Origin of the sequence: Qipengyuania citrea (genome assembly GCF_009828015.1) — a bacterium.
Taxonomy (GTDB): domain Bacteria; phylum Pseudomonadota; class Alphaproteobacteria; order Sphingomonadales; family Sphingomonadaceae; genus Qipengyuania; species Qipengyuania citrea.
The window spans coordinates 806008-831037 of the sequence record NZ_WTYG01000001.1 but is presented as its reverse complement, the minus strand read 5'-3'; the positions used below and the strand labels follow the sequence as shown (position 1 = coordinate 831037).

The following is a 25030-nucleotide window of genomic DNA, read 5'->3' as shown; positions in this document are numbered from 1 at the left end:
GCTTCCCGCCTCCATCGCCCGCCGCCGGACATAGCATGGAAGAGTTCGCCGCCCTGATCGACGCGCTGGTCTATACGCGCAGCCGCAACGAGAAGCTGCGGCTGATCGCCGAATATCTGCGCGCGACGCCCGATCCCGATCGCGGCTGGGCGCTCGCCGCGCTGGCCGACGGACTGGACTTTCCCGCAGTCAAGAGCTCGACCATCCGCAATCTGCTCAAGGACCGGGTCGATCCGGTGCTATGGACGCTCAGCCGCGATTTCGTGGGCGATACCGCCGAAACCGCCAGCCTGCTGTGGCCCTCGCCCGATCGCGAACCCGATCCGCCTTCGGTCAGCGAGAGCGTGGACCTGCTGTCGGCGATGAGCCGCAAGAGCGTGGTGGCCGAACTGCCGCGCTTGCTCGACCGGCTCGACGCCGCAGGCCGCTATGCCCTGCTCAAGCTGGCCACCGGCGGCATGCGGATCGGCGTATCCAGCCGCCTCGCCAAGACGGCCTTCGCGCAGGCCTTCGCCGTGTCGGTCGACGAGGTGGAGGAATACTGGCACGGCCTGGAGCCGCCCTATACCGCGCTGTTCGACTGGGCAGCAAAGGGCCAGCCGCCGCCCGACATCGACAATCTGCCGACCTTCCGCCCGTTCATGCTGGCGCATCCGCTGGAAGAAACCGTGGTCGACCTGGGCGATTACGCTGCCGAATGGAAATGGGACGGTATCCGCGTCCAGATCGTCCACGCGGGCTGGGAAACGCGCATCTACTCCCGCTCGGGCGACGACATTTCCTCGACTTTTCCCGAATTGCTCGACGTGCTGCCGTTCCCCGCAGTGCTCGACGGCGAATTGCTGGTGCGCGGATCGACTCAGGGCGGCGAGGAAGGCGGAGCCGCCAGCTTCAACGCGCTGCAGCAGCGGCTCGGGCGCAAGACCGTCAGCAAGAAGATGCTGCGCGAATTCCCCGCCTTCGTCAGGCTGTACGACGTGCTGCTGCTCGATGGCGAGGACCAGCGCGAACGGCCTTGGACCGATCGCCGCACCACGCTCGAAAAGCTGATGGGGCGGCTGCCCGACAGCCATTTCGATATAAGCCGGGTGGTGGAAGCACGCGATTTCGACCATCTCGCGCAAATCCGCGAAGGCAGCCGCGACGACGAGATCGAAGGGCTGATGCTAAAACGCAAGGACAGCCCCTATATCTCCGGGCGGCGGGTCGGCTATTGGTACAAGTGGAAACGCGATCCGCTGCTGGTCGATTGCGTGCTGATGTATGCCCAGCGCGGCAGCGGCAAGCGTTCGAGCTTCTTTTCCGACTACACCTTCGGTTGCTGGGACGGTGATCCGGACCAGGGGGCCGACCTGCTGCCGGTGGGCAAGGCCTATTCGGGGTTTACCGACGAGGAACTGAAGAAGATCGACCGCCATGTGCGGCAGAACACGGTCAACCGCTTCGGCCCGGTGCGCGAGACCGAGCGCAAGCTGGTGTTCGAGGTCGCATTCGACAGCGTCCATGCCAGCAAGCGCCACAAATCGGGGCTGGCCATGCGCTTTCCACGCATTCACCGGATCCGCTGGGACAAGCCGCCGCACGAAGCCGACCGGATCGATGCCCTGCGCGCGCTGATCAGGGACTGACCGACAGAACCTTTGCGCGCGAAGTTGCGCCGCGCACAATCCGACAGCGTGACGTCGCGACCCCAAGCGCCCGCGCCACCAGTTTCTCCGTCGCTGCATTCGCCGCGCCGTTTTCGGGTCGGGCCCGGACTTTCACGGCGACATGATCGTTTTCGAGCCTGATCGATTCGCTGCGCGCGCCGGGCGTGACGCGCAGCGATATCTCGCCCGCGCTGATCCGCGTTGCCAGAGCGGCGCGGTCGGGCAGGTCAGCGCTGGGTCGCGGCATCGACCGCGGCGGCGTGATGCCGGGCATTCTCGGCATAATGCGCCACGCCCATCCGCATGCCCGCAATCGCGGCATCGTCGAGATCGCGCATCTTGCGCGCGGGACGGCCGCCCCATAGTTCGCGCGCGCCCATGACCTTGCCTTCGGTCAGCATGGCGCCCGCTGCCAGCATGGCGTCGGAGCCGATTACCGCCTTGTTCATGGCGATCGCGCCGAGCCCCACGAAACCGCGGTCCTCGACCCGGCAGCCGTGAACCATCGCCATGTGGCCGACGAGGACGTCATCGCCGATGATGCAGGGTGCGCCATCGGGATCGCCGGGACGCTCGGGATCGCAGTGGACCACGCTGCCGTCCTGGATGTTCGACCGCTCGCCGATGACGATCCGGCTGACGTCGGCGCGCAGCACGCAATTGTACCACACCGAACTGTCTGCGCCGATCTCGACATTGCCGATGATCGTGCAGCCGGGCGCGATGAAGGCGCTATCGTGGATGCGCGGCGTGTGGCCGTGGATCGGGATGATGGTGACACCAGGGCGGCTCGCGGTCATTGGCTGCTCTCCCATTGTTCTTGCGTGAGCGAATACTGGATCGTCGGATTGTCTTCTGCGGGGAAGGCCGGATCGGTGAAGTCGAGATCCTCGCGGCGGACCATGCCGAGCTTCTGCATCAGTTTCCAGCTCCCGATATTGGCCTCGCTGGTCAGCGCGACGACATGCGGCGCGTGAATGCGGGTAAAGGCCCAGTCGAGCACCGCGCGCATCGCCTCTTCGGCATAGCCGCGCCGCCAGCGATCCTCGCGCACCAGCCAGCCGATCTCGTGATCGCCGACATTGGGCGCCAGTGGGTTGTCGACGCGCTTGATCCCGCAATGCCCGACCATCTCGCCGCTAGACTTTTCGATCATGAACAGGAAGCTGAAGCCCTCACGCGCGTACATCGCCATCGCCTTGGCGTGTTTCGCCTCGATTTCGTGCAGTTCCTTGACCCCGCCGAGCCGCGCCATGACCGCCGGCGTGTTGAGCAGGCGGTCCTGTCGGGCGGCGTCGCCTTCCTCGATCGTGCGCAGGATCAGCCGGTCGGTTTCGGCGATGATATCAGCCACGATGGGCTGTCCATGACGCGCGATCGATCGAATAGACGATGATGACCGGGTCCTCTTTGTCGAACTCAGCATTGTCGAAATCGAGATCGGCGCGGCGGCGCATTCCCAGCCGCTGCATCAACCCCCAGCTGGCCGTGTTGCGCTGAACAGTCATGGCGATCACCTCTTCCGCATCGAACCGGTCGAAGGCAAGATCGAGCGAGGCGGTAGCAGCCTCTTTCGCATAGCCCCTGCCCCAGGCGTCTTCGCGCAGCCGCCAGCCCACTTCCATCATGCCGAGCGGGCCGCCCGTCTGATTTGAACGCTTGAGACCGCAGAAACCGAGGATCGCGCCATCGCCGCGGCGCTCGACGCACCAAAAGGTGTGGCCATGTTCGCGTTCGTAGGAAAGCAGACGCTGCTGCGCCGCATCGCGCTTCGCGCCATCGCAAACCCCGCCCAGCCAGCGCATTACGCCGGGCGTATTGGTCCCCTCCCAGAAGAACGGCCAGTCTTCCTCACGCCAATCGCGCAGGATCAACCGGTCGGTCTCGTGGCGAAACTCAGCCATTGAGCAATTGGGCGGCGCGCGGCGCGTGATAAGTCAGCACCCCGCTGCACCCGGCGCGCTTGAACGCCACCAGCTTTTCCATCAGCAGCGCATCGCGGTCGCCCACCCCGGCGGCCGCGCCGACCTCGATCAGCGCATATTCGCCGCTGACTTGATAGGCGAAGACAGGCACGCCGAATTCCTGCTTGGCGCGCCAGATGATGTCGAGATAGGCGAGGCCCGGCTTGACCATCACGCTGTCGGCGCCCTCGGCGATGTCGAAAGCGATCTCGCGCAGCGCCTCGTCGCCATTGGCAGGGTCCATCTGGTAGCTTTTCTTGTCGCCCTTGAGCAGGCCGCCCGAGCCCACCGCGTCGCGGAACGGGCCGTAGAAGGCCGAGGCGTATTTGGCCGCATAGGCCATGATCTGGACGTTGGGATGCTGGTTCATTTCCAGCGCCATGCGGATCGCCTTCACGCGGCCGTCCATCATGTCCGACGGGGCGATGATATCGGCCCCCGCATCGGCCTGGTTGACCGCCTGGTCGACCAGCACTGCCACCGTATCGTCATTGACGACATAGCCGGCCTCGTCGAGCAGCCCGTCCTGGCCGTGGCTGGTATAGGGGTCGAGCGCGACATCGGTGAGAATGCCGATATCGTTGCCGCAGGCATCGCGGACCGCCTTGATCGCGCGGCACATCAGATTGTCGGGATTGAGCGCCTCGGCCCCGTCGTCGCTGCGGCGATTGGGCTGCGTGTTGGGAAACAGCGCGATGCAGGGAATGCCCAGATCGACCGCCTCCTTCGCGCGTTTGGCGATGTGGTCGACCGACCAGCGCGACACGCCCGGCAGGCTGGTAACGGGTTCCTCGACCCCGGAACCATCGGTGACGAACAGCGGCCAGATCAGATCGGCGGGCGTCAGCACGGTTTCGCGGTGCATGGCGCGGCTCCAGCCGTTGGCGCGTGTGCGGCGCAGGCGGGTGGCGGGGTAGCTTGCTTGGGTCATCGCGCGGCAATGCCGCATGCAGACGCGCGGTGCAATCTCAGCCCTTCTTGGGCGGGCCGAGCTTGTCGATCTCGCGGATCGGTTCCTGCGCCGCGACTTCGGCCGCAGTCTGTTCGAGCGCGGCAAGCGCGGCGCCGGGTTCGACCGTCTTGATCCGCGCCAGCGCTTCCCTGAAGCGCCGCAGATCGGCGCCGGCCAGCTGTGCGCGCGTGACATATTGCACCGATGCCGGGTCGATCGCGCGGCCGCCGCGGTACATTTCGTAATGGAGGTGCGGCCCGGTCGACAGGCCGGTCGAACCGACATAGCCGATCACCTGCCCGCGGCGCACGGCCTGGCCGCGATTCACCGCGATGCGGCTCATGTGGCAATAGCGCGTGTCGATCCCGCCATCGTGACGCAGGCGCACGGCATTGCCGCAGCCGCCCATGCGGCCCGCGCCGGTGACGCGGCCATCGGTGACCGCGACAATCGGCGTGCCGTGCCGTGCCTTGAAGTCGAGCCCTGCATGCATCCGGCGATAGCCGAGGATCGGGTGGCGGCGCATGCCGAAGGCCGAGGTCGTCCGCCCCGGTACCGGCGCCATCAGCCCGCCGCGCTGTTCGCCCACGCCCGAGGCTTCGTAGAATTCGCCGTCCTCGCCCCAGCGCATCAGCTGGACGCGCGGCGTGTCGTCGCGCTCGAGCCCGGCATAGAGCAGTTGGCCCGCCTGCCGATCGCCGGTCGCGGCGCGCCGGTGTGCGACGATGAAATCGAACGTGTCGCCCGCGCGGATATCGCGGTCGAGATTCACATATTGGCCCAGCGTCTTGAGATAGGATTGCACCGCGCTGGCGGGGGCGCCGGCCGCGCGCGCCGAACGATAGAGGCTGTCGCCCACCGTGCCGCGGATCCGCAGCGGGGTCTCGTCGACGCGAATGGCTTTCTTGGTCAGCGCCAGATCGGCGCCCTCGGTGAAGCGGCCAATTTCGAGCGCGAGGTCGAACCGGGCGCGGAAATCGAGCGCCTCGAGCGGGCGCGGCGCGCCGGGTGCCGTACGGCGGCCCAGCGTGATTCCAAAGGTAGTCCCCGGCTGGATTTCCTCAAGCGGGACCGCGCCGCCCACCAATTGGGCGACTCTTGCAGTGTCGTCGCGGCCCACCCCGGCACGCCGTAGCATGCGTTCGAGGCTGTCGCCGCGTGCGAGCGTGGTCACCAGTTCGAGCGTGGGGCGTTCGGGCGCCGCCGCGAGCGGAGCAGCCAGCGTGGTCGCGCCCATGCGCCGCCCGCTGTCAGCACCAAGCGCGAGCGGCAGGATCATCTGGCTGCGGTATTCGTCGCGCACGGCATCGTCGACATGGGCCGATGGCGCCGCCTCGAGCGGGGCAAAGCTGGGCCAGAAGGCGAGTGCGACGGCGGTCAGCCCAACGAACGTCCCTAACCCGCGCACCCAGCGCCGGCTGCCGATATCGCTGCCGAGATCGGGCGCAAGGTCCAGCCCGGCCAGTCGTACGGACAGGCGATCGCGCACCGTCGTCCACGAAGTGGCGGCGCGCGGTTCGTCGGCCAGAATCTGGTCATGCGCCAGCGCGGCCGCGTGGGGGCCCTGCGCGGAGGATGCCGGCAAAGCCTGTCCATCATCGGTGTCCGCTGGGGACCTGTACACGTGCTGTGTCCCTTCCGTCCGGAGATCCGGCGCTACCGCGCGCGCACGGCCTGATTGGTGCGCGTCTGCCCGCTTTGCTTGGCAAAACAAAGTAAAGGCAGCCTTAACTTGCGGCCATGCGAGTCGAGCTTGCGACGAGCCGAGCACAGCACCGGCCGGGTGGTTGCGCGCTGCGGCGCGGACTGCCACCTAGGGCGCGTGCAGCGCAGCGCGATCAAGGCGGTCCTCGGGCCCACGAACACCGGCAAGACGCATCTCGCGATCGAGCGCATGGTCGCGCATTCGAGCGGCTGCATGGGCTTTCCGCTGCGGCTGCTGGCGCGCGAGGTCTACGACCGGGTCCGGGCGATCAAGGGCGATGATGCCGTCGCGCTGATCACGGGTGAAGAACGGATCGAACCCAAGAATGCGCGCTATATGTGCTGCACCGCCGAAGCCATGCCGCGCGACGGAGCCGGGGCGGCATTCGTGGCGCTTGACGAAGCGCAGATCGGTGCCGATCGCGAGCGCGGCCACATCTTTACCGACCGGCTACTGAACACCCGCGGCCGTGAGGAAACGATGCTGCTCGGCGCGGCCACGCTCGAACCGCTGGTCCGCCAGCTGATCCCCGAAGCGGAGATATCGGACCGGCCGCGGTTTTCCACCTTGACGCATATCGGGCCGCGCAAGCTCTCGCGCCTGCCGCCGCGCAGCGCGATCGTGGCCTTCAGCACCGACCAGGTCTACGCCGTCGCCGAGATGCTGCGGCGGTTTCGCGGCGGGGCGGCAGTGGTGATGGGAGCACTCAGTCCCGAAACCCGCAACAAGCAGGTCGCGCTCTTCCAGAGCAGCGAGGTCGACTACATCGTCGCGACCGACGCGATCGGCATGGGGCTCAATCTCGATGTCAATCACGTCGCCTTTGCCGGGCTGACCAAGTTCGACGGCGTCCGCATGCGCCGTCTGCTGCCTGCCGAGATGGCGCAGATCGCCGGACGTGCGGGCCGGCACCAGCGCGACGGCACTTTCGGCACGCTGTCGGGCATGTCGAAGCATGGCGCGGCGCCCGAGTTTACCGAGGAAGAGGTCTATGCGATCGAGGAGCATCGCTTCGTCCCGCTGACTCATCTTTTCTGGCGCGATCCCGAACCGCGCTTCGATTCGCTGGCTGCGCTGATCGCCGATCTCGAGACGCCGCCCGACGACCCGGTGTTGCGGCTTGCGCCCGAGGCGATCGACCTGGCCACGCTCAAGCGGCTCGCCGACGAACCGGCGGCCGCCGCGGTTCGCGGACCGGGCATGGTGCGCCGGTTCTGGGAGGCCTGCTCGCTGCCCGATTTCCGCCAGCGGGGTCCCGATGTGCATGCGCGGTTCGTCGCGCGGCTATGGCAGGATCTCGGTCGCGGCTATATCGGCGCGGATTACGTCGCGGCGCGGATCAGCGAACTCGACAATATGTCCGGAGACATCGATACGCTGCAGGGCCGTATCGCTGCGATTCGCAGCTGGGCCTATATCTGCCAGCGACCCGACTGGGTGCTGGCGCGAGACGAGATGGCCGCGCGTGCGCGCGCTGTCGAAGCCAAATTGTCCGACGCGCTGCATGCGCGGCTGACCGAACGATTCGTAAACCGGAGGACCGCAATCCTGATGAAATCATTGGGCCAGGATGCCGGCATTTTGCCGATCAAAATTGGCGAGGATGGCGCCGTGACCATCGAGGGCGAGGCGCTCGGCCAGGTCGAGGGACTGCGGTTCAGCGTCGATCCGGCCGCACGCCACGAGGATCGCCGGATGCTGCTTGCCGCTGCCGAAAAGGGCTTGCCCAAGCTGCTGGGCGAACGCGCCGAAGCGCTGGCCGCATCGGACATGGCCGAGCTGGAGCTGGCGCGTGGCGCGATCCGCTGGAGGGGACAGGTCCTGGCGCAGCTGGAGCAGCGCGAGGGCACGGTGTACCCGTTGATCAAGCCCGCACGCGAAATTACCGCTCTGCCCGAAGCGGCGCAGGCGAAGCTGGTGGCCGCGCTGGAGAGCTGGCTGGCCGGCAAGTTGGCCCCGCTCGAAGCGCTCGAGAAAATGCATCACGCGGCAAGCAACCCCGATGCGGGGTCGCAGGCGCGGGCGCTGCTGCTCAACCTGATCGCGGGGCATGGCTACGTCACCCGCGAACAGGCCGGGCTGGAGCATCTGCCCAAGGAGATGCGGCCCTTCCTGCGCAAGATCGGCGTGACCTTCGGCGCGCTCGACATCTTTGCCCCCGCCCTGCTCAAGCCGGCACCGCGGCAATTGCTGCATGCGCTGGGCCGCGATCGCCGGCCACTGCAGGAAGCGATGCTGCCAGTACTGGGCGAGATCAGGAAACTGCCGTCCGGCTACCGCCATGCGGGGACGCAGGCGATCCGGATCGATCTGGCAGAGAAGATCCTGCGCGCCGCCCACGAAACGCGTGCGAAGGCGCAGGCCAAGGATCGCCGGCGCAAGTTCGTGCTCGATTACGCGCTGCCGGTTTCGATCGGGCTCGAGGAAGGCAATATCGCGCGGCTGCTTGGCAATGCGGGCTTCCGCGTGCAGCGGGCCCAGCCGCAGGCCGAAGGGCAGTTCGGACCGCCCCGCCCCGATCGCTGGGAATGGCGCCCCTCGCGCCGCAAGCAGGAACGCACGAAACCCGCCCGGCCCAGTGAGGGCAATGCCTTTGCCGCGTTGGCAGATCTGGTCCGCTGATGGCGACCGCTGAATGAGAATCGACCGGCTGCTGTGCTACCTGCGCTTCGTACGCACGCGCAGCGCTGCACACCGGCTGGTCGACGAAGGGCACATCCGCCGCAATGGCGAACGCGTCACCCGCGCCTCGCGCGATATCCTCGAAGGGGACGTGCTGACATTGCCGCTCGGCAATTCGGTCAGGCTGGTCGAGATCATCGCGCTTCCCGAACGGCGCGGTGCGCCGCGCGAGGCCCGGGCGTGTTATCGGGAGCTTGACCCGGGCGGATAATTCCCCCTAGCAGCGCGGTCTGGAATGATTTTCGAGGGATTACGCTACTCATGACCTATGTCGTCACCGATGACTGCATCAAGTGCAAGTACACCGACTGCGTCGAGGTCTGTCCGGTCGATTGTTTCTATGAAGGCGAGAACATGCTCGTCATCAATCCGAGCGAATGCATCGACTGCGGCGTATGCGAGCCCGAGTGCCCGGCGGAAGCGATCCTTCCCGACACCGAGGACAATCTCGAAAAATGGCTCGAGCTGAACACCAAGTTCAGCGCCGAATGGCCGAACATCACCCAGTCGAAGGAACCGCCCGCAGATGCCGACGAGCACAAGGGTGAAGAGGGCAAGTTCGAGAAGTTCTTCTCGCCCGAACCCGGCGAAGGCGACTGATTGCCGCGCCGCGTGCTGGCTGACCTGAAAGCGGCCTGGCAGGCCGGCAGCGCAGACAATATCGGGATCGTGGCCGCGGGCATTGCGCATTACGCGCTGCTTGCGCTCGTTCCCGCGCTGGGGTCGCTGGTGCTGGCCTATGGCCTGTTCGCCGATGCCGCGACGGTGGCTTCGCATATCACGCTGATTTCCGCGCAGCTGCCACCTTCCGCGGCCGAGCTCATCACCGACCAGCTGGAAAGCGTGGCGCAGGGGTCGAGCGGTGCCCAAGGCGCCGGTTTGCTGGTCGCGCTGGCGATTGCGCTGTTCGGGGCCCGCAATGGCGCCCGCTCGCTGATGACCGGGCTGAACATCGCCTTCGGCGTCGACGGCCCGCGCGGATTCCTTGGGGGCAATCTGATGGCTCTTGCTATCACTGCGGCTGGCATTGCCGGCTTGGTGCTGACCGCGGCAGCCAGCGCTGCGCTCGCCAATATCGCCGGCATGTTCGGCAGTATCGCCAGCTTCCTTCTCCTGCTTGCCGCCGCAACGCTTGCCGCTGGTCTGCTCTATCGCTTCGCTCCCCATGCCCCCGCCCCCGCCTGGGCCGCGATCCGGCCCGGCGCGTGCTTCTTTGCGGTGACCTGGCTCGCGGCGACCGCCGCCTTCGGCTTCTATGCCGCGAATTTCGGCAGCTACAACGCGACCTATGGCGCGCTCGGCGCGGTGGTTGCGCTGATCACGTGGTTCTGGGCCACCGGCTTCCTGTTGCTGCTGGGCGGCGAGCTGACCGCACTTCGCAACCGGCGCAGGTGACACGCGCCGGGCGATTTCTGCCGGACTCGCAATTTACCACAAGCTGTGCTATATAATGCAACAACTGCGCCGGTTTGCTCCCGGCCAGGTGTGAGAATTGAAAGGGCAGGTCACCAGCAACGTCACCACCGGCGCCCGACCGCATCCCGCCAAGGGCTGCGGCCAGAGGCTTCGGTCATGCCGTTGCTGGTCGTAGGCTGCTCGGACGAAAGGAAAGATTGCATGGCAAGCAAGGCTGATGCCTTCGACGTTGGCGATTACGTTGTTTACCCCAAGCACGGCGTTGGCCGTGTCATCGAACTGCAGAGCGAGGAAATCGCCGGCATGCAGCTCGATCTTTATGTTCTGCGCTTCGAGAAGGAACGCATGACGCTGCGCGTTCCGGTCAACAAGGTCGAATCGATCGGCATGCGCAAGCTGTCGAGTGACAAGACGCTCAAGGAAGCGATGGAGACGCTCAAGGGCAAGCCCAAGGTCAAGCGGACCATGTGGAGCCGCCGTGCGCAGGAATATGAGGCGAAGATCAACTCGGGCGAAATCGTCCTGATCGCCGAGGTCACGCGCGACCTTTTCCGCCCGGATGACCAGCCCGAGCAGAGCTATTCGGAACGCCAGATCTTCGAAGCCGCCTCGAGCCGCCTCGCGCGCGAACTCGCCGCGATGGAAAAGACCGACGAGCCGACCGCGCTCGAGAAGATCCTCGACGTGCTGCGCGAACATGCGCCGCAATATTACGAGAACACCGAAGACGCGTAAGCGCATTCGCAATCATTCGGAAAAGGGGCGCTCACCAGCGCCCCTTTTTTCGTTCGGCATCGCAATTGGCAAAGCATCTCTGCCAAGCGATTACATTTGTCGACGAAGGCGGTCGACAAACTGCTGCGATAGCGCGAGCCTGGTGATCCGCATTCTGGAGATCACCGATGACCCGCCTTCTTTCCACTTATTCGCGCGGTCTGGCCGCGCTCCTGCTGTTCGCCGCAGTGCCCGCTTTCCCGCAGCCCGGTTCCTCGCGGCTTGACGAGGGGATGCCGATACCAGCCGCATGGTCCCCCACCGAGGCATTCGACGAGGTCGTGCTGTCGGGGGCAGACGACGTCGTGGTCTCGCAAGGGGATCGCTGGCGCATCCGGGCTTCCGGCAACCGCGCGGTGCTCGACGACCTGCGGTTCGTCGTTGAAGATGGCGAACTGCTGATCGGGCGTCGCTGGCGACGCACGCCGGCGGCCGGGACGGCGCGGATCGAAGTGTCCGCCCCCGCCATAAGGCGCGCGCATCTCGCCGGCTCGGGCCGGCTGACCGTATCCGATCTCGATGGCGAGACGGGCCGGGCCGCAGTCAGCGGGTCGGGCGAACTCGCGATCGAACGGGTCCACGTGGGCAGGTTGGCAGCAAAGATCGCAGGCTCGGGCGACATGCGGCTGGCCGGCCGCGCGGCATCCATGCAGGTGCAGATCGCCGGCAGCGGCGATCTTTCCGGCGAAGCGATGCAGGTGACCGACGCGGAGCTGGCGATCGCCGGGTCCGGCGATACCCGGCTGCAAGCCAGCGGACGCGTTTCCGCCAGTATCGTCGGTAGCGGCAATGCCGCAGTCACCGGCACGCGCGATTGCACGCAGAACCGCATGGGATCGGGCCGTCTTACCTGCACGCGGTGATCTGCTTTGCCCGTTCCCCCCACATGACTTGAAGCTTTGGCCATGCTGTATTATATCAGCAACACGCAGCAACCGGTTTAGGAGGATCCATCGCAATGATACATCGACTGCTCAAAGGCTTCGCCCCATTGGCAACGCTTGCAGGAGCGATGCTGGTATCGGCATGCGATGGGGTGGACATCCAGATCGGCGATTCCGATGGTGTCCCGCTGGCCGAACTCGACATGACCGGCGCGCCGCCCAGCGAACTGGTGTTTGCCGGCCCCGACAAGGTTATCGTCACCAAGGGCGACACGCTCGACATCGACGTATCGGGCGATGAGGATGCAATCGCCGAGCTGCGCTTTTCGCTCGACGACGATGCGCTCGGTATCAGCCGCGAAAGCAGCGACTGGGGCGGTACGGGTATCGCGACCATTCGCGTAACCACGCCCGATATCAGCACGCTGGTGCTCGCCGGATCGGGCGACGTCGAGGTGGCATCGATGCAATCGGCGGCAGACAGCGCTGTCACCATCGCGGGTTCGGGCAAGGCCCGGATTGCCGATCTCGATGCCAAATCGCTCGACCTCACCATTGCCGGATCGGGCAATTTCGAGGCATCGGGCAGGGTCGACCAGCTCGACCTGACGATCGCCGGTTCGGGCAAGGCCGATATGGCCGGCCTGCAGGCGGGCGGCGCCGATATCACCGTTGCCGGATCGGGCGATGCCGAATTCGCTTCCGACGGCAAGGTCGAAGCCTCGATCATGGGTTCGGGCACGGTCACGGTGAACGGACGCGCCGATTGCACCGTCTCCTCGATGGGTTCGGGCAAGCTCAACTGCCGCGCAGCCAGCACGGCGGCGCCGAACGACGAGCCCGAGGCGGAAACCGAGCCGCAAGCCTGAGTTGATCGACGGCCAGGCGATTATCGGCTAGGCGGCGCAGCGAAAGGAATTCGCATGCGCCGCCAAGCTCTCATCCTGCTCTTGCCCGCCACGCTCATGTTGGGGGGCTGCCTCGCCAAGGCAGTGGTCGACGTCGCGACGGCGCCGGTCAAGGTCGTCAGCAAGGGTGTGGATCTTGCCACCACCAGCCAGTCCGAGGCTGATGAAAAGCGCGGCCGCGAAATCCGGCGGCGCGAGGAACGTCTCGCCAAGCTCGAACGCGACTATGAGAAGCAGCTCGACGATTGCGAGGATGGCGATCGCCGGGCGTGCGATGACGCCCGCGACACCTATGCCGAAATGCAGCAGATCATCCCCTCGATCCCCTACGAGCCCGAGGACGACTGATCGGGCGGCGTCGCCGCGCGCTGCAAACGGTCGTTGATCGCGATGCCGATGCCTTCTGCGGGGATCGGCGCCACCGCGATACGTGGTTTGGGCGATCGCGCACCCAGGTGAAGACACGCGTAGAGCCGCGCAGCCGCTTCGGCCAGGTCGCCGCTCTCGGATAGCGAACAGTCCCCGGCGATGTCGCCGAACCCGATCACGAAGTCGTCTGGCGCAACTTGCGTCGCCATCAGGCGGACCGGCTTGCCCGGCGCGTAATGGCTGGCGAGCTGGCCGGGTGCCTCGATACCCCCGCCCGCGCCCGTGCCCGCGTCCAGTTCGACGGGCCCGGGGCGCAGGATTTCGACCGTCCCGTCGCCGCGCACGGCTGCGATCGTCGATTCGAGGCCGCGCTCGCATTCGCCGCCATCGAGCACCGCTTGGATCCGGCCATCGAGCGATGCCAGCACATGCGCGGCCGAAGTCGGGCTGATATAGCCGCTGCGATTGGCCGAAGGCGCGGCGAGCGGCAGGCGGGTCTCCTCCAGCACTCGGCGCATGACCGGATGGGCCGGCATGCGCAGCGCGATCGTGTCGAGCCCGGCAGTCACTGCGGCCGCGAGGCCCGCTTCGGACTTGCGCGGGAGAACGAGAGTGAGCGGGCCGGGCCAGTATGCCTGCGCCAGTGCTTCGGCCTGCGGCGAGAAGTCGGCGAATTCGCGCGCCGCGTCGAGGCTGGCGACATGCACGATCAGCGGATTGAAGCTCGGTCGCCCCTTGGCCGCATAGATGTCGGCCACGGCGGCTTCGCTGTCCGCCCGGGCAGCAAGGCCATAGACCGTTTCGGTGGGGACAGCGACCAGGCCTCCGGCACGCAGAGTTTCTGCGGCACGTGCAATGCCACTTTCCTCGACCCGAAGCGTTTCCGTAACGTATTTGCCCCTCATGCGTGCGCGCTATATCTGCACGCCAGCCAAAGCCAAGAGGAACCGAAGTGACCTATACCCCCGCCACCCAGGACCAGCTGCTCGCCATCCGCGTAAACGCCGGGATCGAAGAGCTGGCGCAATCCGAACGATTTGCTGCCGCCGAGCCCGATATGGTCGAAGCGATCGTAAGCGGCATTGGCGAATTCGCTGCCGGCGAATGGGCCCCGCTCAACCGGGTGGGCGACCTCGAAGGCGCCAGGCTCGAAAATGGCACAGTCCACTTGCCGGATGGCTTTGCCGAAGCTTACGAACATTACGTCGAGCAGGGCTGGAATGCGATCGCCGGCCCCGTCGAATTTGGCGGCCAGGGCCTGCCCTTCACGCTGTCGTGCAACGTGCTCGAGAATCTCGGCACGGCCAACATGGCGTTCAACCTGCTGCCCATGCTCAGCGTCGGCGCGATGGAATCGCTCGAACACCACGGGTCGAAAGAGCTGCAGGAAAAGTACCTGCCCAAGCTGGTCAGCGGCGAATGGTCGGGGACGATGAACCTCACCGAACCGCAGGCAGGCTCCGATGTCGGCGCGCTGCGCACCACCGCCCACCCGATCGAGGACGGCGAACATGCGGGCAAGTACCGCATCAAGGGCCAGAAAATCTACATCACCTGGGGTGAGCACGAGCTGGCGAAGAACATCATTCACCTGGTCCTCGCCCGCGTGCCCGATGCGCCGGAAGGAAGCCGGGGCATCTCGCTGTTCATCGTGCCCAAATACCATGTCGAAGCCGACGGTTCGCTCGGCAAGCGCAACGATGTTCGCTGTGTCAGCATCGAACACAAGCTCGGCATCAACGCCTCGCCCACCTGCGTGATGTCCTATGGCGACGAAGGCGAGTGCATCGGCGAACTGGTCGGCGCGGAGAACCGCGGGCTCATGGCGATGTTCACGATGATGAACAACGCGCGCATCAATGTCGGCAATCAGGGCGTGCAGATCGGCGAGCGTGCCACCCAACAGGCGCAGATGTACGCACGCGAGCGGATCCAGTCCGCGCGGGCCGGTTCGCCCGACAAGGCCCCCGTCGCCATTCTCGAACATCCCGACGTGCGCCGCATGCTGCTGCGAATGAAGGCGCTGACCGAAGGCGCTCGCGCACTGCTCTATTACACCGCAGGCCAGGTCGACCGCGGGACGCTGGGCAATGACGATGCCAAGGCGCGCGGCGAAGTGCTCACCCCGCTGATCAAGGCATGGGGCACCGATATCGGCATCGAGGTCGCCAGCCTCGGGGTGCAGGTGCATGGCGGCATGGGCTTTGTCGAGGAAACCGGCGCGGCGCAGCATTGGCGCGATTCGCGCATCGCCCCGATCTATGAAGGCACCAACGGCATCCAGGCCGCCGACCTCGTCACCCGCAAGCTGGGGATGGACGGCGGCCAGGCGCTGTCGGGACTGATCGCGGATATCGCGCGCGATGCTGGCGACGAACCCGCGCTTGCCGCGCTGGCTGCGGATTGCGAAGCCGTCGCGGGATGGATGCGTGACGAAGCGAGCCTCGACGATCGCCTGGCCGGATCAATGCCGTTCTGCACCATGTTCGCTGTCGCCGTGGCGGGGTGGCAATTGCTGCGCCAGCGACGTGCGATTGGCGACAGCGACAGCGCGCAGGCTACGACCAAGACAGCGACGGTGCGTTTCTTCCTCGACCGTATCGTACCAGAGGCCAGCGGACTCCGGGCCGCAGCGACGGCGGGGGCCGAACCGCTCTACGCGCTGACGGCCGAACAGTTCGTCGGCTGATCTATTCGGCGGTCACGCGACGCGCGAAATCGTCTTCGCCGAAACTCGCTTCCTGCCCGCGTAGCTCACGCTGCGCGGGCAGCCGTTCGCCGGTAACCCGTTCGATCGCGTCCTGCGCCTCGGCGCCCGGGGCGTAAACCCGCCAGATGATCCCGGCGGTGTCATCCGAAACCAGCAGCGATCCGTCAGCAGCCCATTCGACCCACGTCGGCCGGCCCCGCGTGGTGCCATCGTCCTGCAGGAAGCCGGTCAGGACCGGTTGTGGCTTGCCGATGGGATTGCCGCGTTCGTCGAAGGCGACATAGACCACGTCGTAGCCCGAAGGGGGTTTGCGGTTCCACGAGCCGTGCCGTGCGACAAAGGCGCCGCTGGCGAAATCGGGACCCATTTTCGCGCCGCCTTCGCTGAACACGAAACCGAGCGCTGCGACATGCGGACCGAGAGCGTATTCGGGCGTGCGGACGTAGCTGAGCGCCTGCGGAATGGGATATTTGACGCGGCGGTCGAAATTGTCGCCGAAATAGATCCATGGCCAGCCATAATGAACGCCCACCGGGACATTGGTGAGGTAATCAGGCACGAGGTCGGAGCCGAGCATATCGCGTTCGTTGACCGTGGTCCATAATTCGCCCGACCACGGGCTGAAATCGAGCCCGTTGGCGTTGCGCAGGCCAACCCCGAAGACGCGCTGGCGCCCGCTTTCGAGATTGATCTCCCAGATCAGCGCACGGCCTTCCTCGATTTCGAGACTGTCTTCGGCGATATTCGATTTCGAACCCACTGCAGCATAGAGCCGGTCGCCATCGGGATGGAGCGCGAGATTGCGCATCCAGTGTCCCGTGCCCTCGGCAAGATCGGCGATCTTGCGCCCTTCACCGGCAAGGCGCGTTGCGCCAAGTTCGTAATCGAAGGCGAGCACCTCGTCGTGATTGGCGATGTACAGCGTGCCATCCCCCCAGGCGAGGCCGGACGGCGAATCGAGGTCGTCCCGCAGGACGAACCGGCGTTCCGCAACACCGTCGCCATCGCTATCGCGCAGCAGCACGACCTGGTTGGCGCTTTCCCCCCCGGCCCCGGCCTTGCGGAACAGGAAACCGGCAACGAGATCGCGGAAGAAGTTGCTTTCGCCGCTATCGATCTTGGGCGCGCGGGTGAGCGAGACCAGGATATCGCCATTCGGCAGGGCCTGCAGCGTGCGCGGATGATCGAGCCCGTCGGCGAACCGGGTGACTTCCAGTCCCTCGGCAGCGGTCGGCAGTTCATCGTCACCCCAGCCGACCGGCTCGGCAATCGCGACCGTGGGAATGCTTTCTTCTTCGGGTTCGTCGAGCGTCGGGTCGGTGCCCACCGTCTCGTCGAAGGCGACATCGGCGGTGTCGCCGCGGGTGAGGAAATAGCCGGCGACTACAGCGACCAGCACAATGACGAGGAGCGCGATGCCCAGTTTCTTGAGGATACCCATGGCGCTGGGATAAGCGAGCCGCGTGCCGCGGGCAATGGGGCTTGAAGCCGGGGCGCGCCGCGCTACATCGCCCACCATGTTCGATTTCCGACCCGATGCGGGCACGCCCAAGCCCGAAGCCTATCGCCAGCTGCTCGACGCGGCGGGGGCGCTTACTGCGGGCGAGCGAGATGCGGTGGCCAACATGGCCAATGTCGCGGCACTGCTATGGGACTTCCTCCCCCAGCTGAACTGGGCGGGATTCTACCGCATGGTCGATGGCGAACTCGTGCTCGGCCCCTTCATGGGCCGCCCGGCCTGCATCCGCATTCCGCTGGGCAAGGGCGTCTGCGGGACTGCCGCGAGCGAAGCGATGACGCAGTTGGTGGAAGACGTTCACGCCTTCCCCGGTCACATCGCCTGTGATTCGGTGACCAATTCGGAACTGGTGGTGCCCGTCCTGCGGGATGGGAAGGCTATTGCGGTGATCGATCTCGACAGCCCCGAGAAGGGCCGCTTCGACCAGCACGACGCTGCCGGAATCGAAGCGCTCGCAGCGATGCTCGCCGATCGCATCTGAACCGGCTGCCCCATAGCGGAACACCCCGGCAGCGCACTTTGGCGTGCATGCGGGGCAATGCTAACGTGCAGGCATGGTTTCGGCATCGATCGTGATCGAGTCGCTCAAAGGAACACGCATCATGACTGTCCGCACTACCCTTCCCCTGATCGCGCTGACGATCGCGCTGCAACCGGCGCATGTTTCGGCGCAGAACACGATCTCCTACGAGACCGGGGAGTATGAGTATGCGCAGGCGCTGCCCGAACTGGACGACGACGTCGTCACCGAAACGATTGAAGCCGCAGCTGCGGACCAGCCCGTTGGCGCAGCGCGCAGCATTCCCGCACGCGCCGAGACGCCCGTATTCGTCCGGTCCCCGACGATCCAGCCGATCGATCCCTCGCAGCCCGAATACTACGTGTTTGAGCAAACCGAGGCGCAACCCGCACCGGCCGTGCGTTCGATTCAGAACCGCAGCGCCGTGCCTGCAGTGCAGCAAGCCCAGCCGACCTATGTCTACATCCAGCAACCACCGCAGGTGGTCTATGTCTATCCGGCACAGCAAGGCATGGTGACGCAGGCTGCGGGCGGCGCTTCGCGCGTCATCTACCGCGATGGGTCCGCGGGCGGCGCCCAGCCGCAATATGCCGGGGGCTACCAGCCGGCGCCAAACGCTACCTCGGTTTATCTGCCTGCCGGATCGCAGGTCGTCGATTTCGATCGCAACGCCTGGATCGAGGAATGCCGGGCGCGGCTCGACACCTATGAAAACGACAGCGAGCGGGGCGAAATCATCGGCGCCCTGCTTGGCGGGGCAGCGGGCGGTTTGCTCGGCAACCGCATCGCGGGAAGCGGCAATCGCACCGCCGGCACGTTGATCGGCGCAGGCGCAGGCGCAGGCGCGCTGGCCGGCATGGCCGCCGGCGATGCGATCGAGGACGGCTCGCGTCGCCGCAGCGACAGCCGCAGCCAGTGCCAGGCCTATCTCGACGATTACATGCAGCGGGCCACGGCCGATGCCGGCGCAACGCAGTACAATCAGCCGGGCCAGTACATGCTGGTGCCGGTTACCGTCGAAGTGCCGCAGATGAGCGTCTACCGTGACGGGACGCCCGCCAACTGATCACGGCTTCGCAGTCCGTAGTCAGTTCGCGCGAAAGCGTTCGGCGAATGGGCTGCCTAGATATCACCGCCGGTAAGGCGCTGACAAATAAGGTCTAATTGATCCAGCGTGCGGAAGCGGATGGTGACCGCGCCGCTGTTGGGCGTCGTATCGGTGGTGATCTTGACGGGCATGCCGAGGAACTCCTCCAGATGACCCTGCACCGCTGCGATATCGGCATCATCGCCAGCGTCGCCATGCGTGGTGCCGGCCGAGGATGATGGTTGGCGCTTGCGCGGCTTGCGGGTCAACGCTTCCATCTGACGCACAGACAGTCCTTCGGACACGGCCTTCTGCGCCAGTTCGCTGGCTTCTTCGCGCCCGATAAGCGCCCGTGCGTGGCCCATCGAAAGCGCACCATCGGCCACCAGCGCCAGAACCGTGTCGGGCAAGGCGAGCAGACGCTGGAAATTGGCCACATGGCTGCGCGACTTGTCGACCAGCTTGGCGATTTCGGCCTGCGTCATCCCATCGTCTTCGGAAAGCTTCTGGTACGCGCGCGCTTCTTCCACCGGATTGAGGTCTTCGCGCTGGAGGTTCTCGATCAGCGCCAGCGCCATCACCTCGCGCTGGTCGAGATCGCGCACCAGCGCAGGAATCTCGTGCAGCCGGGCGCGCTGCGCGGCGCGCCAACGGCGCTCACCCGCAACCAGCCGATAGCGCCCCTTGCCCAGCGGCGAGACGATGATCGGTTGAATGACACCACGCGTGGCGATCGATGAAGCCAGCGAATCGAGGCTTTCCTCGTCGAAATGCGTACGCGGCTGACCGGGCAGCGGCTCGATATTCGCAACGGGAATCGAGGTAAGGCCGTTCGTCGCCGGTTCCGCCGTCGTTGCGGACGACTGCGCCTGCCCATCACTCTGGTTCTGGCCGCTATCCGAGCGGACCAGCGGCTCTTCGCGGCGGGTTTCGCCCAGGAGCGCGCCAAGGCCCTTGCCGAGCTTCTTCTTGCGATCGATCTGGCGAGGGCCGGTGCCTGCAGAAGATTCGCTCATGCCGCTTTCCTTTTCTGCGGGAGACGCCCGATCAATTCGCGCGCTAGCCCGATATACGCGCGACTGCCCGAGCAATTGTGGTCATAGACCAGCGCCGGCATCCCGTGACTGGGCGCTTCGCTGAGCCGGACGTTGCGCGGGATCACGTTCTCGAAAACCAGCTTGCCCAGGCAATCGCGCACATCGTCGGCAACCTGATCGGTCAGCCGGTTTCGGCGGTCGAACATGGTCAGCACGACCCCGATGATGCCGAGATCGGAATTGAAGCCCTGCTGTACCCGTTCGACCGTCTGGAGGAGCTGGCTGAGCCCCTCGAGCGCGAAGAATTCGCATTGCAGAGGGACGAGGAGGGAATCGGCCGCGCAGAGCGCGTTGAGCGTCAGCAATCCCAGCGAGGGTGGGCAGTCGATGAAACACACATCGTATCCCTGCGTATCCAGCGCCTTCCTCAAGCGCGCGGTGCGATCATCGACCGAAACCAGTTCCACCTCGGCTCCGGATAGATCCTGCGTCGCCGGTACGATGTCGAGCCCGGGAATGTCGGTAGGCTGCGCGCATTCCGTCAATGTACCCTGATCGAGCAGCAGATCGTAGCTCGTGTATTCGCGGTCGGCGCCCGCAACGCCCAGACCGGTTGATGCATTGCCCTGCGGGTCGAGATCGATCAGCAGCGTTTTCCATCCGGTCGCTGCCATCGCCGTAGCAATGTTGATCGCAGTGGTGGTCTTCCCCACCCCGCCCTTCTGATTGGCAATTGCAATGGTGATCATGGTTTAGCGCTCCACTGGCCGCGTCCTACGACGACGCCTGCGTCGGGATCGGTCTGAGACTGTTCCACGTGAAACATCTTGCGGCGATTCTTCGGCAGTCCCTGCACTTCTTGCGCTGCCGAACGCCCTTTGGGCAACACCCAATCGGTTGTCTTTGTGGAGAAGCGCGCGGCCAAGCCCAACAAGCGGTCGAGTGGCGCAAAGGCACGGGCAGAGATCGTCCCGGCATCGAACCGTTCGACGTCCTCGAGCCTGCAGCCTGCGACGCGGCAGTTTTCGAGAGCCAACCCCTCTCTGGCACGTTCGAGCCAATCCACCCGCCGCTTGCGCGATTCCACCAATATTACTTCGAGATCGGGCCGCATTGCGGCAATAACTAGGCCCGGGAAACCCGCTCCACTACCGAGGTCGAGCCATGGTGCCTGCGTGGCCGGGACAAGTTCGAGGAGCTGTGCCGAGTCGGCAATATGCCTTTGCCAGACAATTGGAATAGTGGCCTTGGCCACCAAGTTCTGCGAAGCATTCTCCGCGATCAGCAGATCGCTCAATTTCGCCAGTCGGTCCATGGCGATACCGTCACACAGGGAAGCGACATAGGCCCTCGCCTCGCTCTCATTCGCAATCGCGGTCACGCTGCACGGTCCAGCTTGCGCGCATGAACGAGCAGAGCGGCAAGCGCCGCAGGCGTTATGCCGCGTATCCGACTGGCCGCGGCGAGCGTCTCGGGTTTGGCGAGCGACAATCGTTCGACCATCTCATTCGAAAGCCCTGGCACGCTGGCGAAGGGAAAATCGGGCGTAAGAACCTGAGTCTCGCTCCTGCGCAAATCGCTGAGTTCGGCCTGTTGGCGCGCCAGATAAGGGGCGTAGAAAGCGTCCTCCGCCATTTCTACTGCAAGCGGATCGACCGGATCCACCGCAATCCAGCGCGCTGCGTCGCCTAAGTCGATATGGCCTGCAGCCAGCCATTCCGACGCCGAACGCGGTCCCGCGTCCTGTTTCACGTGAAACCCCACCTCGACAAGATCGCGTGAGTGTATCTGGGTGGCGAACCTTTCCTCATACTCCGCGCGTCTCTGTTCGCGTTGCCGGTACCAATCTGCGCGCCGCTCTCCAACAATGCCACATTCGATTCCAAGGGGCGTGAGCCGCGTATCGGCGTTGCTTGCCCGCAGCCGCAACCGGTACTCCGCGCGAGAAGTCAGCATCCTGTAGGGTTCGGTAATCCCCTGGAGCGTGAGGTCGTCGACCATTACGGCGATATAGGAATTTGCCCGATCGAGCGCTGCCGGTCGTTTGCCGAGAACCGCGGACGCGGCGCCCATCCCGGCCACCAGACCCTGTGCTGCCGCCTCTTCATATCCCGTGGTGCCATTGATCTGGCCGGCACAGTAGAGACCGGGAATGGCATGCAGTTCGAGTGTAGACCGGAGCGCCCGGGGGTCGATATGATCGTATTCGACGGCATATCCGGGCACCGCCATCTCCACGCGGGCCAGTCCGTCCATTTCGCGCAACATGCCGAGTTGCACGTCAACGGGAAGCGAGGTGGAGATGCCGTTGGGATAGACAAGGTGGGTATCGAGCCCCTCCGGCTCGAGGAACACCTGATGCCCGTCGCGATCGGCAAAGCGATGGATCTTGTCTTCGATCGACGGACAATAGCGCGGCCCCGCGGCGCCGATCGCGCCCGAAAACAGGGGGGACCGATCGAGATTGGCGCGGATGATATCGTGTGCCCGTTCGTTCGTGCGTGTGATGGCACAAAACACCTGAGGGTTCACGCGCGCGCCGGACAAGGCGCTCATCGTCCAGTTGTCATTATCCGACGCTTGCTCTTCGAGGCTGGCCCAATCGATAGTACGCCCATCGAGCCGCGGCGGAGTGCCGGTCTTGAGCCGGCCCATTGGCAGATCGGCGCCGCGCAGCTGCTCAGCAAGCTGGTGGGCTGCGCCCTCACCTATCCTGCCCCCCTCGAACCGTTCCTCCCCCCGGTAGAGAACACCACCAAGAAAAGTGCCAGTGCAAAGGACGACGGCGGGCGCGATAAGCTTTGTACCATCCGCGAGCGTGAGACCCGAAACGGCGCCGCCCGAAAGCAGCAGGGCCGCCACCTCTCCAGCGATCACGGTCAGCAATGTCTCTTCGGCGACGATGGCCTGGACTTGGGTGCGGAACAACGAGCGGTCCGCCTGCACACGTGGCCCCCAGACCGCGCTGCCCTTCGATCTGTTGAGCATCCGGTAGTGAATTGCTGCCGCATCGGCCGCTCGCGCGATCACACCATCGAGCGCATCGACTTCGCGGACGAGATGCCCCTTGCCCAACCCGCCGATGGCCGGATTGCAGCTCATCGCGCCAATCTTGTGGGGATCGAGGCTCACCAGCCCCGTTCGCGCACCCATCCGGGCAGCTGCGCAGGCCGCCTCCACTCCGGCGTGGCCGCCGCCGACAACAAGGACATCGAATTCGTGCATCAGACGGGCCCTTTAACCGGCGCCGCCTCACGCGTCAAAAAGCCGTGTTTCACGTGAAACACTATTTGCCGATACAGAACCGCCCAAACAACGCGTCGAGCATTTCCTCGGTCGAATCGCGCCCAACCAGCCGATCTAGCGCGCGCCGGGCGCTGCGCAGCCGTTCCGCCCCAATCAGGAGATCACCCGATATGTCGAGCTGCGCTAGATCGTCAGCGGCCGCGAGCGCGCATTCCTTTTGCCTGCGGTTCAAGGCAATCCGGTCCACCGGGGGCAGCGCGGCCTTCCCCCGCTCGACGATCATGTCGACCAGGAGGTCCATCCCCTGCCCCGTTACAGATGAAACTTTCACATCGGCCGGTCCCTGGTCGGCCGATCCAAGGTCGCTTTTCGATGCGACGATGATCGAGCCATCGGGCGCCTCCACCGGTTCGCCCAGCCATAGAACGATCTGACCCGATTCGACGGCCCGGCGCGCGCGTTCGATGCCCATCTCCTCGATCACGCCCGCGCCTTCCTTGCGCATGCCCGCAGTATCGACCAGCACGAATGGCACTCCCGCAATACCAACGGAGCGCTCCAGCACATCGCGGGTCGTTCCGGCTTCGGGTGTCACGATCGCCGCATCATCGGCCAGCAGCGCGTTGAAAAGCGAAGATTTCCCTGCATTGGGCGGGCCTGCGAGTATCACTCGGACACCATCCCGCAAACGCTCCGCCTCGGGCCGCCCGGCGACCCGGCGGATTTCCTCGACGAGATCTTCAGTTTCATCGGTCAAACCGGGCGGAAGGCCTGCGACATCATCCTCGTCTGCGAAATCGATGACAGCTTCGACGGCAGCAGCCAACCCAAGGACCCGGCCGCGCCATTCCTCGATGCGCTCTGACAGGCTGCCGCCAGCGGAAAGAAGGGCGCCCTGCCGCTGCAATTCGGTTTCAGCTGCAAGCAAATCCGCAAGACCCTCGGCCTCGGCGAGGTCCATCCGACCGTTCGCAAAGGCGCGGCGGGTGAACTCGCCGGTTTCGGCGGCGCGCAAGCCATCCATGTCAGCAAGTGAACGGGAGATCGCGCCGATTACCGCCCTGCCCCCATGACAGTGAATTTCGGCAAGATCCTCGCCGGTCGCGGTCTGCGGTCCGGGAAACCAGAGAACCAGTGTCGTATCCAAGACGGCACCGGTCCGATCACGCAGCGTCCGCACCCGCGGAGACCGCGCCGGAGGCAGCTTTCCTGCCAGTTCGGCCAATGCCGCGCCCGATCGCGGGCCGCTTATACGGATAATACCGATGGCCGCCGGCGGAGCGCCGCTCGACAGCGCGAAGACCGTGTCATCCATGCACAGAATCGCTCAGCTGTCGTCCGACGGCTTCTTAGCGGAGGAACTGCGCGCCGCATTGGCCCCTTCCATGAAGCTCTGGAACAGCTTGAACCCCGCCTGGCCCATGGGAGCCAATTGCTTGGCATATTCCTGAAGTTGTTCGGTGTTGTTCACACCCTTCATCGCCTTGGACATCATGTCGACATAGACATCGTTCGCCTTGCCGACATCGGGCAGGCCCATGAAGGTCCGCGCCTCTTCGGGCGAACAGTCGATTTCGATATGGACCTTCATCGCGATTTCTCCGTTAT

At 65.3% G+C, this 25030-nt stretch carries 26 protein-coding genes; 12 read left to right on the top strand and 14 right to left on the bottom strand.

Annotation, left to right across the window (positions count from 1 at the left end; translation table 11 throughout):
• Window positions 1-35: 35 nt before the first annotated feature.
• Complete coding sequence (locus GRI55_RS03895) at window positions 36-1628, top strand: cisplatin damage response ATP-dependent DNA ligase (RefSeq protein WP_160766252.1); 1593 nt, start codon at window positions 36-38, stop codon at window positions 1626-1628.
• Here the strand turns inward: GRI55_RS03895 and GRI55_RS03890 are convergent.
• From GRI55_RS03890 to GRI55_RS03865, 6 genes are read right to left on the bottom strand one after another with little or no spacing between them, the layout of a single operon-like run.
• Window positions 1618-1896, bottom strand: a complete 279-nt coding sequence (locus tag GRI55_RS03890; protein ID WP_160766251.1) for a DUF167 domain-containing protein — start codon at window positions 1894-1896, stop codon at window positions 1618-1620. The two genes, GRI55_RS03895 and GRI55_RS03890, sit on opposite strands and share 11 nt — an antisense overlap.
• Window positions 1877-2449, bottom strand: a complete 573-nt coding sequence (locus tag GRI55_RS03885; RefSeq protein WP_160766250.1) for a gamma carbonic anhydrase family protein — start codon at window positions 2447-2449, stop codon at window positions 1877-1879. The genes GRI55_RS03890 and GRI55_RS03885 overlap by 20 nt, the downstream gene beginning before the upstream one ends.
• Window positions 2446-3003 carry a GNAT family N-acetyltransferase gene (locus GRI55_RS03880; RefSeq protein ID WP_160766249.1) on the bottom strand — a complete coding sequence of 186 codons (558 nt, stop codon included), beginning with the start codon at window positions 3001-3003 and terminating at the stop codon, window positions 2446-2448. Before GRI55_RS03880 ends, GRI55_RS03885 begins: the two co-directional genes overlap by 4 nt.
• Window positions 2996-3553 carry a GNAT family N-acetyltransferase gene (locus tag GRI55_RS03875; RefSeq protein WP_160766248.1) on the bottom strand — a complete coding sequence of 186 codons (558 nt, stop codon included), beginning with the start codon at window positions 3551-3553 and terminating at the stop codon, window positions 2996-2998. The genes GRI55_RS03880 and GRI55_RS03875 overlap by 8 nt, the downstream gene beginning before the upstream one ends.
• Window positions 3546-4544 carry a porphobilinogen synthase gene (gene hemB / locus GRI55_RS03870; protein ID WP_160766247.1) on the bottom strand — a complete coding sequence of 333 codons (999 nt, stop codon included), beginning with the start codon at window positions 4542-4544 and terminating at the stop codon, window positions 3546-3548. Before hemB ends, GRI55_RS03875 begins: the two co-directional genes overlap by 8 nt.
• Before the next feature lie 37 nt (window positions 4545-4581).
• A complete protein-coding gene (locus tag GRI55_RS03865) occupies window positions 4582-6189 on the bottom strand; it encodes a M23 family metallopeptidase (RefSeq protein ID WP_307019934.1) in 1608 nt (535 codons plus the stop codon).
• A 198-nt stretch (window positions 6190-6387) separates the two neighbouring features.
• Here GRI55_RS03865 and GRI55_RS03860 point away from each other — a divergent pair, with 198 nt between their 5' ends.
• The 8 genes from GRI55_RS03860 (at window position 6388) to GRI55_RS03825 (ending at window position 13282) form a co-directional block, all read left to right on the top strand.
• On the top strand, window positions 6388-8892 hold the full coding sequence (locus GRI55_RS03860; RefSeq protein WP_370873283.1) for a helicase-related protein: 2505 nt from the start codon (window positions 6388-6390) through the stop codon (window positions 8890-8892).
• Window positions 8893-8905: 13 nt separating this feature from the next.
• Window positions 8906-9163: an RNA-binding S4 domain-containing protein gene (locus tag GRI55_RS03855; protein WP_050601464.1), complete on the top strand. Its 258-nt coding sequence runs from the start codon at window positions 8906-8908 to the stop codon at window positions 9161-9163.
• 50 nt (window positions 9164-9213) lie between these two features.
• Entirely contained in the window at window positions 9214-9552 is a 339-nt protein-coding gene (gene fdxA, locus GRI55_RS03850) for a ferredoxin FdxA (RefSeq protein ID WP_050601465.1), read from the top strand.
• On the top strand, window positions 9553-10347 hold the full coding sequence (locus GRI55_RS03845; protein WP_202392327.1) for a YihY/virulence factor BrkB family protein: 795 nt from the start codon (window positions 9553-9555) through the stop codon (window positions 10345-10347).
• 222 nt (window positions 10348-10569) lie between these two features.
• Window positions 10570-11103, top strand: a complete 534-nt coding sequence (locus GRI55_RS03840) for a CarD family transcriptional regulator (RefSeq protein ID WP_050601467.1) — start codon at window positions 10570-10572, stop codon at window positions 11101-11103.
• A gap of 167 nt (window positions 11104-11270) precedes the next feature.
• On the top strand, window positions 11271-12005 hold the full coding sequence (locus tag GRI55_RS03835; RefSeq protein WP_160766246.1) for a head GIN domain-containing protein: 735 nt from the start codon (window positions 11271-11273) through the stop codon (window positions 12003-12005).
• 95 nt (window positions 12006-12100) lie between these two features.
• Complete coding sequence (locus GRI55_RS03830; RefSeq protein WP_160766245.1) at window positions 12101-12895, top strand: head GIN domain-containing protein; 795 nt, start codon at window positions 12101-12103, stop codon at window positions 12893-12895.
• A gap of 54 nt (window positions 12896-12949) precedes the next feature.
• A complete protein-coding gene (locus tag GRI55_RS03825; RefSeq protein WP_050601470.1) occupies window positions 12950-13282 on the top strand; it encodes a hypothetical protein in 333 nt (110 codons plus the stop codon).
• Here the strand turns inward: GRI55_RS03825 and GRI55_RS03820 are convergent.
• Window positions 13261-14208 carry an L-threonylcarbamoyladenylate synthase gene (locus GRI55_RS03820; protein WP_160766244.1) on the bottom strand — a complete coding sequence of 316 codons (948 nt, stop codon included), beginning with the start codon at window positions 14206-14208 and terminating at the stop codon, window positions 13261-13263. The genes GRI55_RS03825 and GRI55_RS03820 overlap by 22 nt on opposite strands.
• Window positions 14209-14255: 47 nt before the next feature.
• Between GRI55_RS03820 and GRI55_RS03815 the strand changes: the two genes are divergently transcribed.
• Window positions 14256-15992: an acyl-CoA dehydrogenase gene (locus GRI55_RS03815; protein WP_160766243.1), complete on the top strand. Its 1737-nt coding sequence runs from the start codon at window positions 14256-14258 to the stop codon at window positions 15990-15992.
• Window position 15993: 1 nt separating this feature from the next.
• Here GRI55_RS03815 and GRI55_RS03810 read toward each other — a convergent pair whose 3' ends face one another.
• A complete protein-coding gene (locus tag GRI55_RS03810) occupies window positions 15994-17532 on the bottom strand; it encodes a PQQ-dependent sugar dehydrogenase (protein ID WP_237452388.1) in 1539 nt (512 codons plus the stop codon).
• Between GRI55_RS03810 and GRI55_RS03805 the strand changes: the two genes are divergently transcribed.
• On the top strand, window positions 17531-18013 hold the full coding sequence (locus tag GRI55_RS03805) for a GAF domain-containing protein (protein WP_160766242.1): 483 nt from the start codon (window positions 17531-17533) through the stop codon (window positions 18011-18013). The genes GRI55_RS03810 and GRI55_RS03805 overlap by 2 nt on opposite strands.
• Window positions 18014-18134: 121 nt before the next feature.
• Complete coding sequence (locus tag GRI55_RS03800; RefSeq protein ID WP_160766241.1) at window positions 18135-19118, top strand: glycine zipper 2TM domain-containing protein; 984 nt, start codon at window positions 18135-18137, stop codon at window positions 19116-19118.
• Between the two features lie 56 nt (window positions 19119-19174).
• On the opposite strand, the gene GRI55_RS03795 is transcribed toward GRI55_RS03800, so the two are convergent.
• From GRI55_RS03795 to GRI55_RS03770, 6 genes are all read right to left on the bottom strand, one after another.
• Entirely contained in the window at window positions 19175-20155 is a 981-nt protein-coding gene (locus GRI55_RS03795) for a ParB/RepB/Spo0J family partition protein (protein ID WP_160766240.1), read from the bottom strand.
• Window positions 20152-20925, bottom strand: coding sequence for a ParA family protein (locus GRI55_RS03790; protein WP_050601476.1), 774 nt, complete (start codon window positions 20923-20925; stop codon window positions 20152-20154). The genes GRI55_RS03795 and GRI55_RS03790 overlap by 4 nt, the downstream gene beginning before the upstream one ends.
• The gene (rsmG, locus tag GRI55_RS03785) at window positions 20922-21491 is read right to left on the bottom strand and encodes a 16S rRNA (guanine(527)-N(7))-methyltransferase RsmG (protein WP_160766239.1); all 570 of its coding nucleotides are present in this window, start codon (window positions 21489-21491) and stop codon (window positions 20922-20924) included. Before rsmG ends, GRI55_RS03790 begins: the two co-directional genes overlap by 4 nt.
• Before the next feature lie 62 nt (window positions 21492-21553).
• Window positions 21554-23401, bottom strand: a complete 1848-nt coding sequence (gene mnmG / locus GRI55_RS03780; protein WP_160766238.1) for a tRNA uridine-5-carboxymethylaminomethyl(34) synthesis enzyme MnmG — start codon at window positions 23399-23401, stop codon at window positions 21554-21556.
• Between the two features lie 61 nt (window positions 23402-23462).
• Window positions 23463-24737: a tRNA uridine-5-carboxymethylaminomethyl(34) synthesis GTPase MnmE gene (gene mnmE / locus GRI55_RS03775; RefSeq protein ID WP_160766237.1), complete on the bottom strand. Its 1275-nt coding sequence runs from the start codon at window positions 24735-24737 to the stop codon at window positions 23463-23465.
• Window positions 24738-24749: 12 nt separating this feature from the next.
• Window positions 24750-25013 carry a DUF6489 family protein gene (locus GRI55_RS03770; protein WP_050601479.1) on the bottom strand — a complete coding sequence of 88 codons (264 nt, stop codon included), beginning with the start codon at window positions 25011-25013 and terminating at the stop codon, window positions 24750-24752.
• Between the last annotated feature and the right edge of the window lie 17 nt (window positions 25014-25030).

Excerpts from the sequence above, each read along its gene's own strand:
- GRI55_RS03840 (WP_050601467.1), top strand. The coding sequence starts at position 10,570 with ATGGCAAGCAAGGCTGATGCCTTCGACGTTGGCGATTACGTTGTTTAC.
- GRI55_RS03890 (WP_160766251.1), bottom strand. The coding sequence starts at position 1,896 with ATGCCGCGACCCAGCGCTGACCTGCCCGACCGCGCCGCTCTGGCAACG.
- GRI55_RS03820 (WP_160766244.1), bottom strand. The coding sequence starts at position 14,208 with ATGAGGGGCAAATACGTTACGGAAACGCTTCGGGTCGAGGAAAGTGGC.
- GRI55_RS03790 (WP_050601476.1), bottom strand. The coding sequence starts at position 20,925 with ATGATCACCATTGCAATTGCCAATCAGAAGGGCGGGGTGGGGAAGACC.
- GRI55_RS03885 (WP_160766250.1), bottom strand. The coding sequence starts at position 2,449 with ATGACCGCGAGCCGCCCTGGTGTCACCATCATCCCGATCCACGGCCAC.
- GRI55_RS03855 (WP_050601464.1), top strand. The coding sequence starts at position 8,906 with ATGAGAATCGACCGGCTGCTGTGCTACCTGCGCTTCGTACGCACGCGC.
- GRI55_RS03835 (WP_160766246.1), top strand. The coding sequence starts at position 11,271 with ATGACCCGCCTTCTTTCCACTTATTCGCGCGGTCTGGCCGCGCTCCTG.
- fdxA (WP_050601465.1), top strand. The coding sequence starts at position 9,214 with ATGACCTATGTCGTCACCGATGACTGCATCAAGTGCAAGTACACCGAC.
- GRI55_RS03805 (WP_160766242.1), top strand. The coding sequence starts at position 17,531 with ATGTTCGATTTCCGACCCGATGCGGGCACGCCCAAGCCCGAAGCCTAT.
- hemB (WP_160766247.1), bottom strand. The coding sequence starts at position 4,544 with ATGACCCAAGCAAGCTACCCCGCCACCCGCCTGCGCCGCACACGCGCC.
- mnmG (WP_160766238.1), bottom strand. The coding sequence starts at position 23,401 with ATGCACGAATTCGATGTCCTTGTTGTCGGCGGCGGCCACGCCGGAGTG.
- GRI55_RS03895 (WP_160766252.1), top strand. The coding sequence starts at position 36 with ATGGAAGAGTTCGCCGCCCTGATCGACGCGCTGGTCTATACGCGCAGC.
- GRI55_RS03800 (WP_160766241.1), top strand. The coding sequence starts at position 18,135 with ATGACTGTCCGCACTACCCTTCCCCTGATCGCGCTGACGATCGCGCTG.
- rsmG (WP_160766239.1), bottom strand. The coding sequence starts at position 21,491 with ATGGACCGACTGGCGAAATTGAGCGATCTGCTGATCGCGGAGAATGCT.
- GRI55_RS03875 (WP_160766248.1), bottom strand. The coding sequence starts at position 3,553 with ATGGCTGAGTTTCGCCACGAGACCGACCGGTTGATCCTGCGCGATTGG.
- GRI55_RS03795 (WP_160766240.1), bottom strand. The coding sequence starts at position 20,155 with ATGAGCGAATCTTCTGCAGGCACCGGCCCTCGCCAGATCGATCGCAAG.
- GRI55_RS03830 (WP_160766245.1), top strand. The coding sequence starts at position 12,101 with ATGATACATCGACTGCTCAAAGGCTTCGCCCCATTGGCAACGCTTGCA.
- GRI55_RS03825 (WP_050601470.1), top strand. The coding sequence starts at position 12,950 with ATGCGCCGCCAAGCTCTCATCCTGCTCTTGCCCGCCACGCTCATGTTG.
- mnmE (WP_160766237.1), bottom strand. The coding sequence starts at position 24,737 with ATGGATGACACGGTCTTCGCGCTGTCGAGCGGCGCTCCGCCGGCGGCC.
- GRI55_RS03770 (WP_050601479.1), bottom strand. The coding sequence starts at position 25,013 with ATGAAGGTCCATATCGAAATCGACTGTTCGCCCGAAGAGGCGCGGACC.
- GRI55_RS03810 (WP_237452388.1), bottom strand. The coding sequence starts at position 17,532 with ATGGTGGGCGATGTAGCGCGGCGCGCCCCGGCTTCAAGCCCCATTGCC.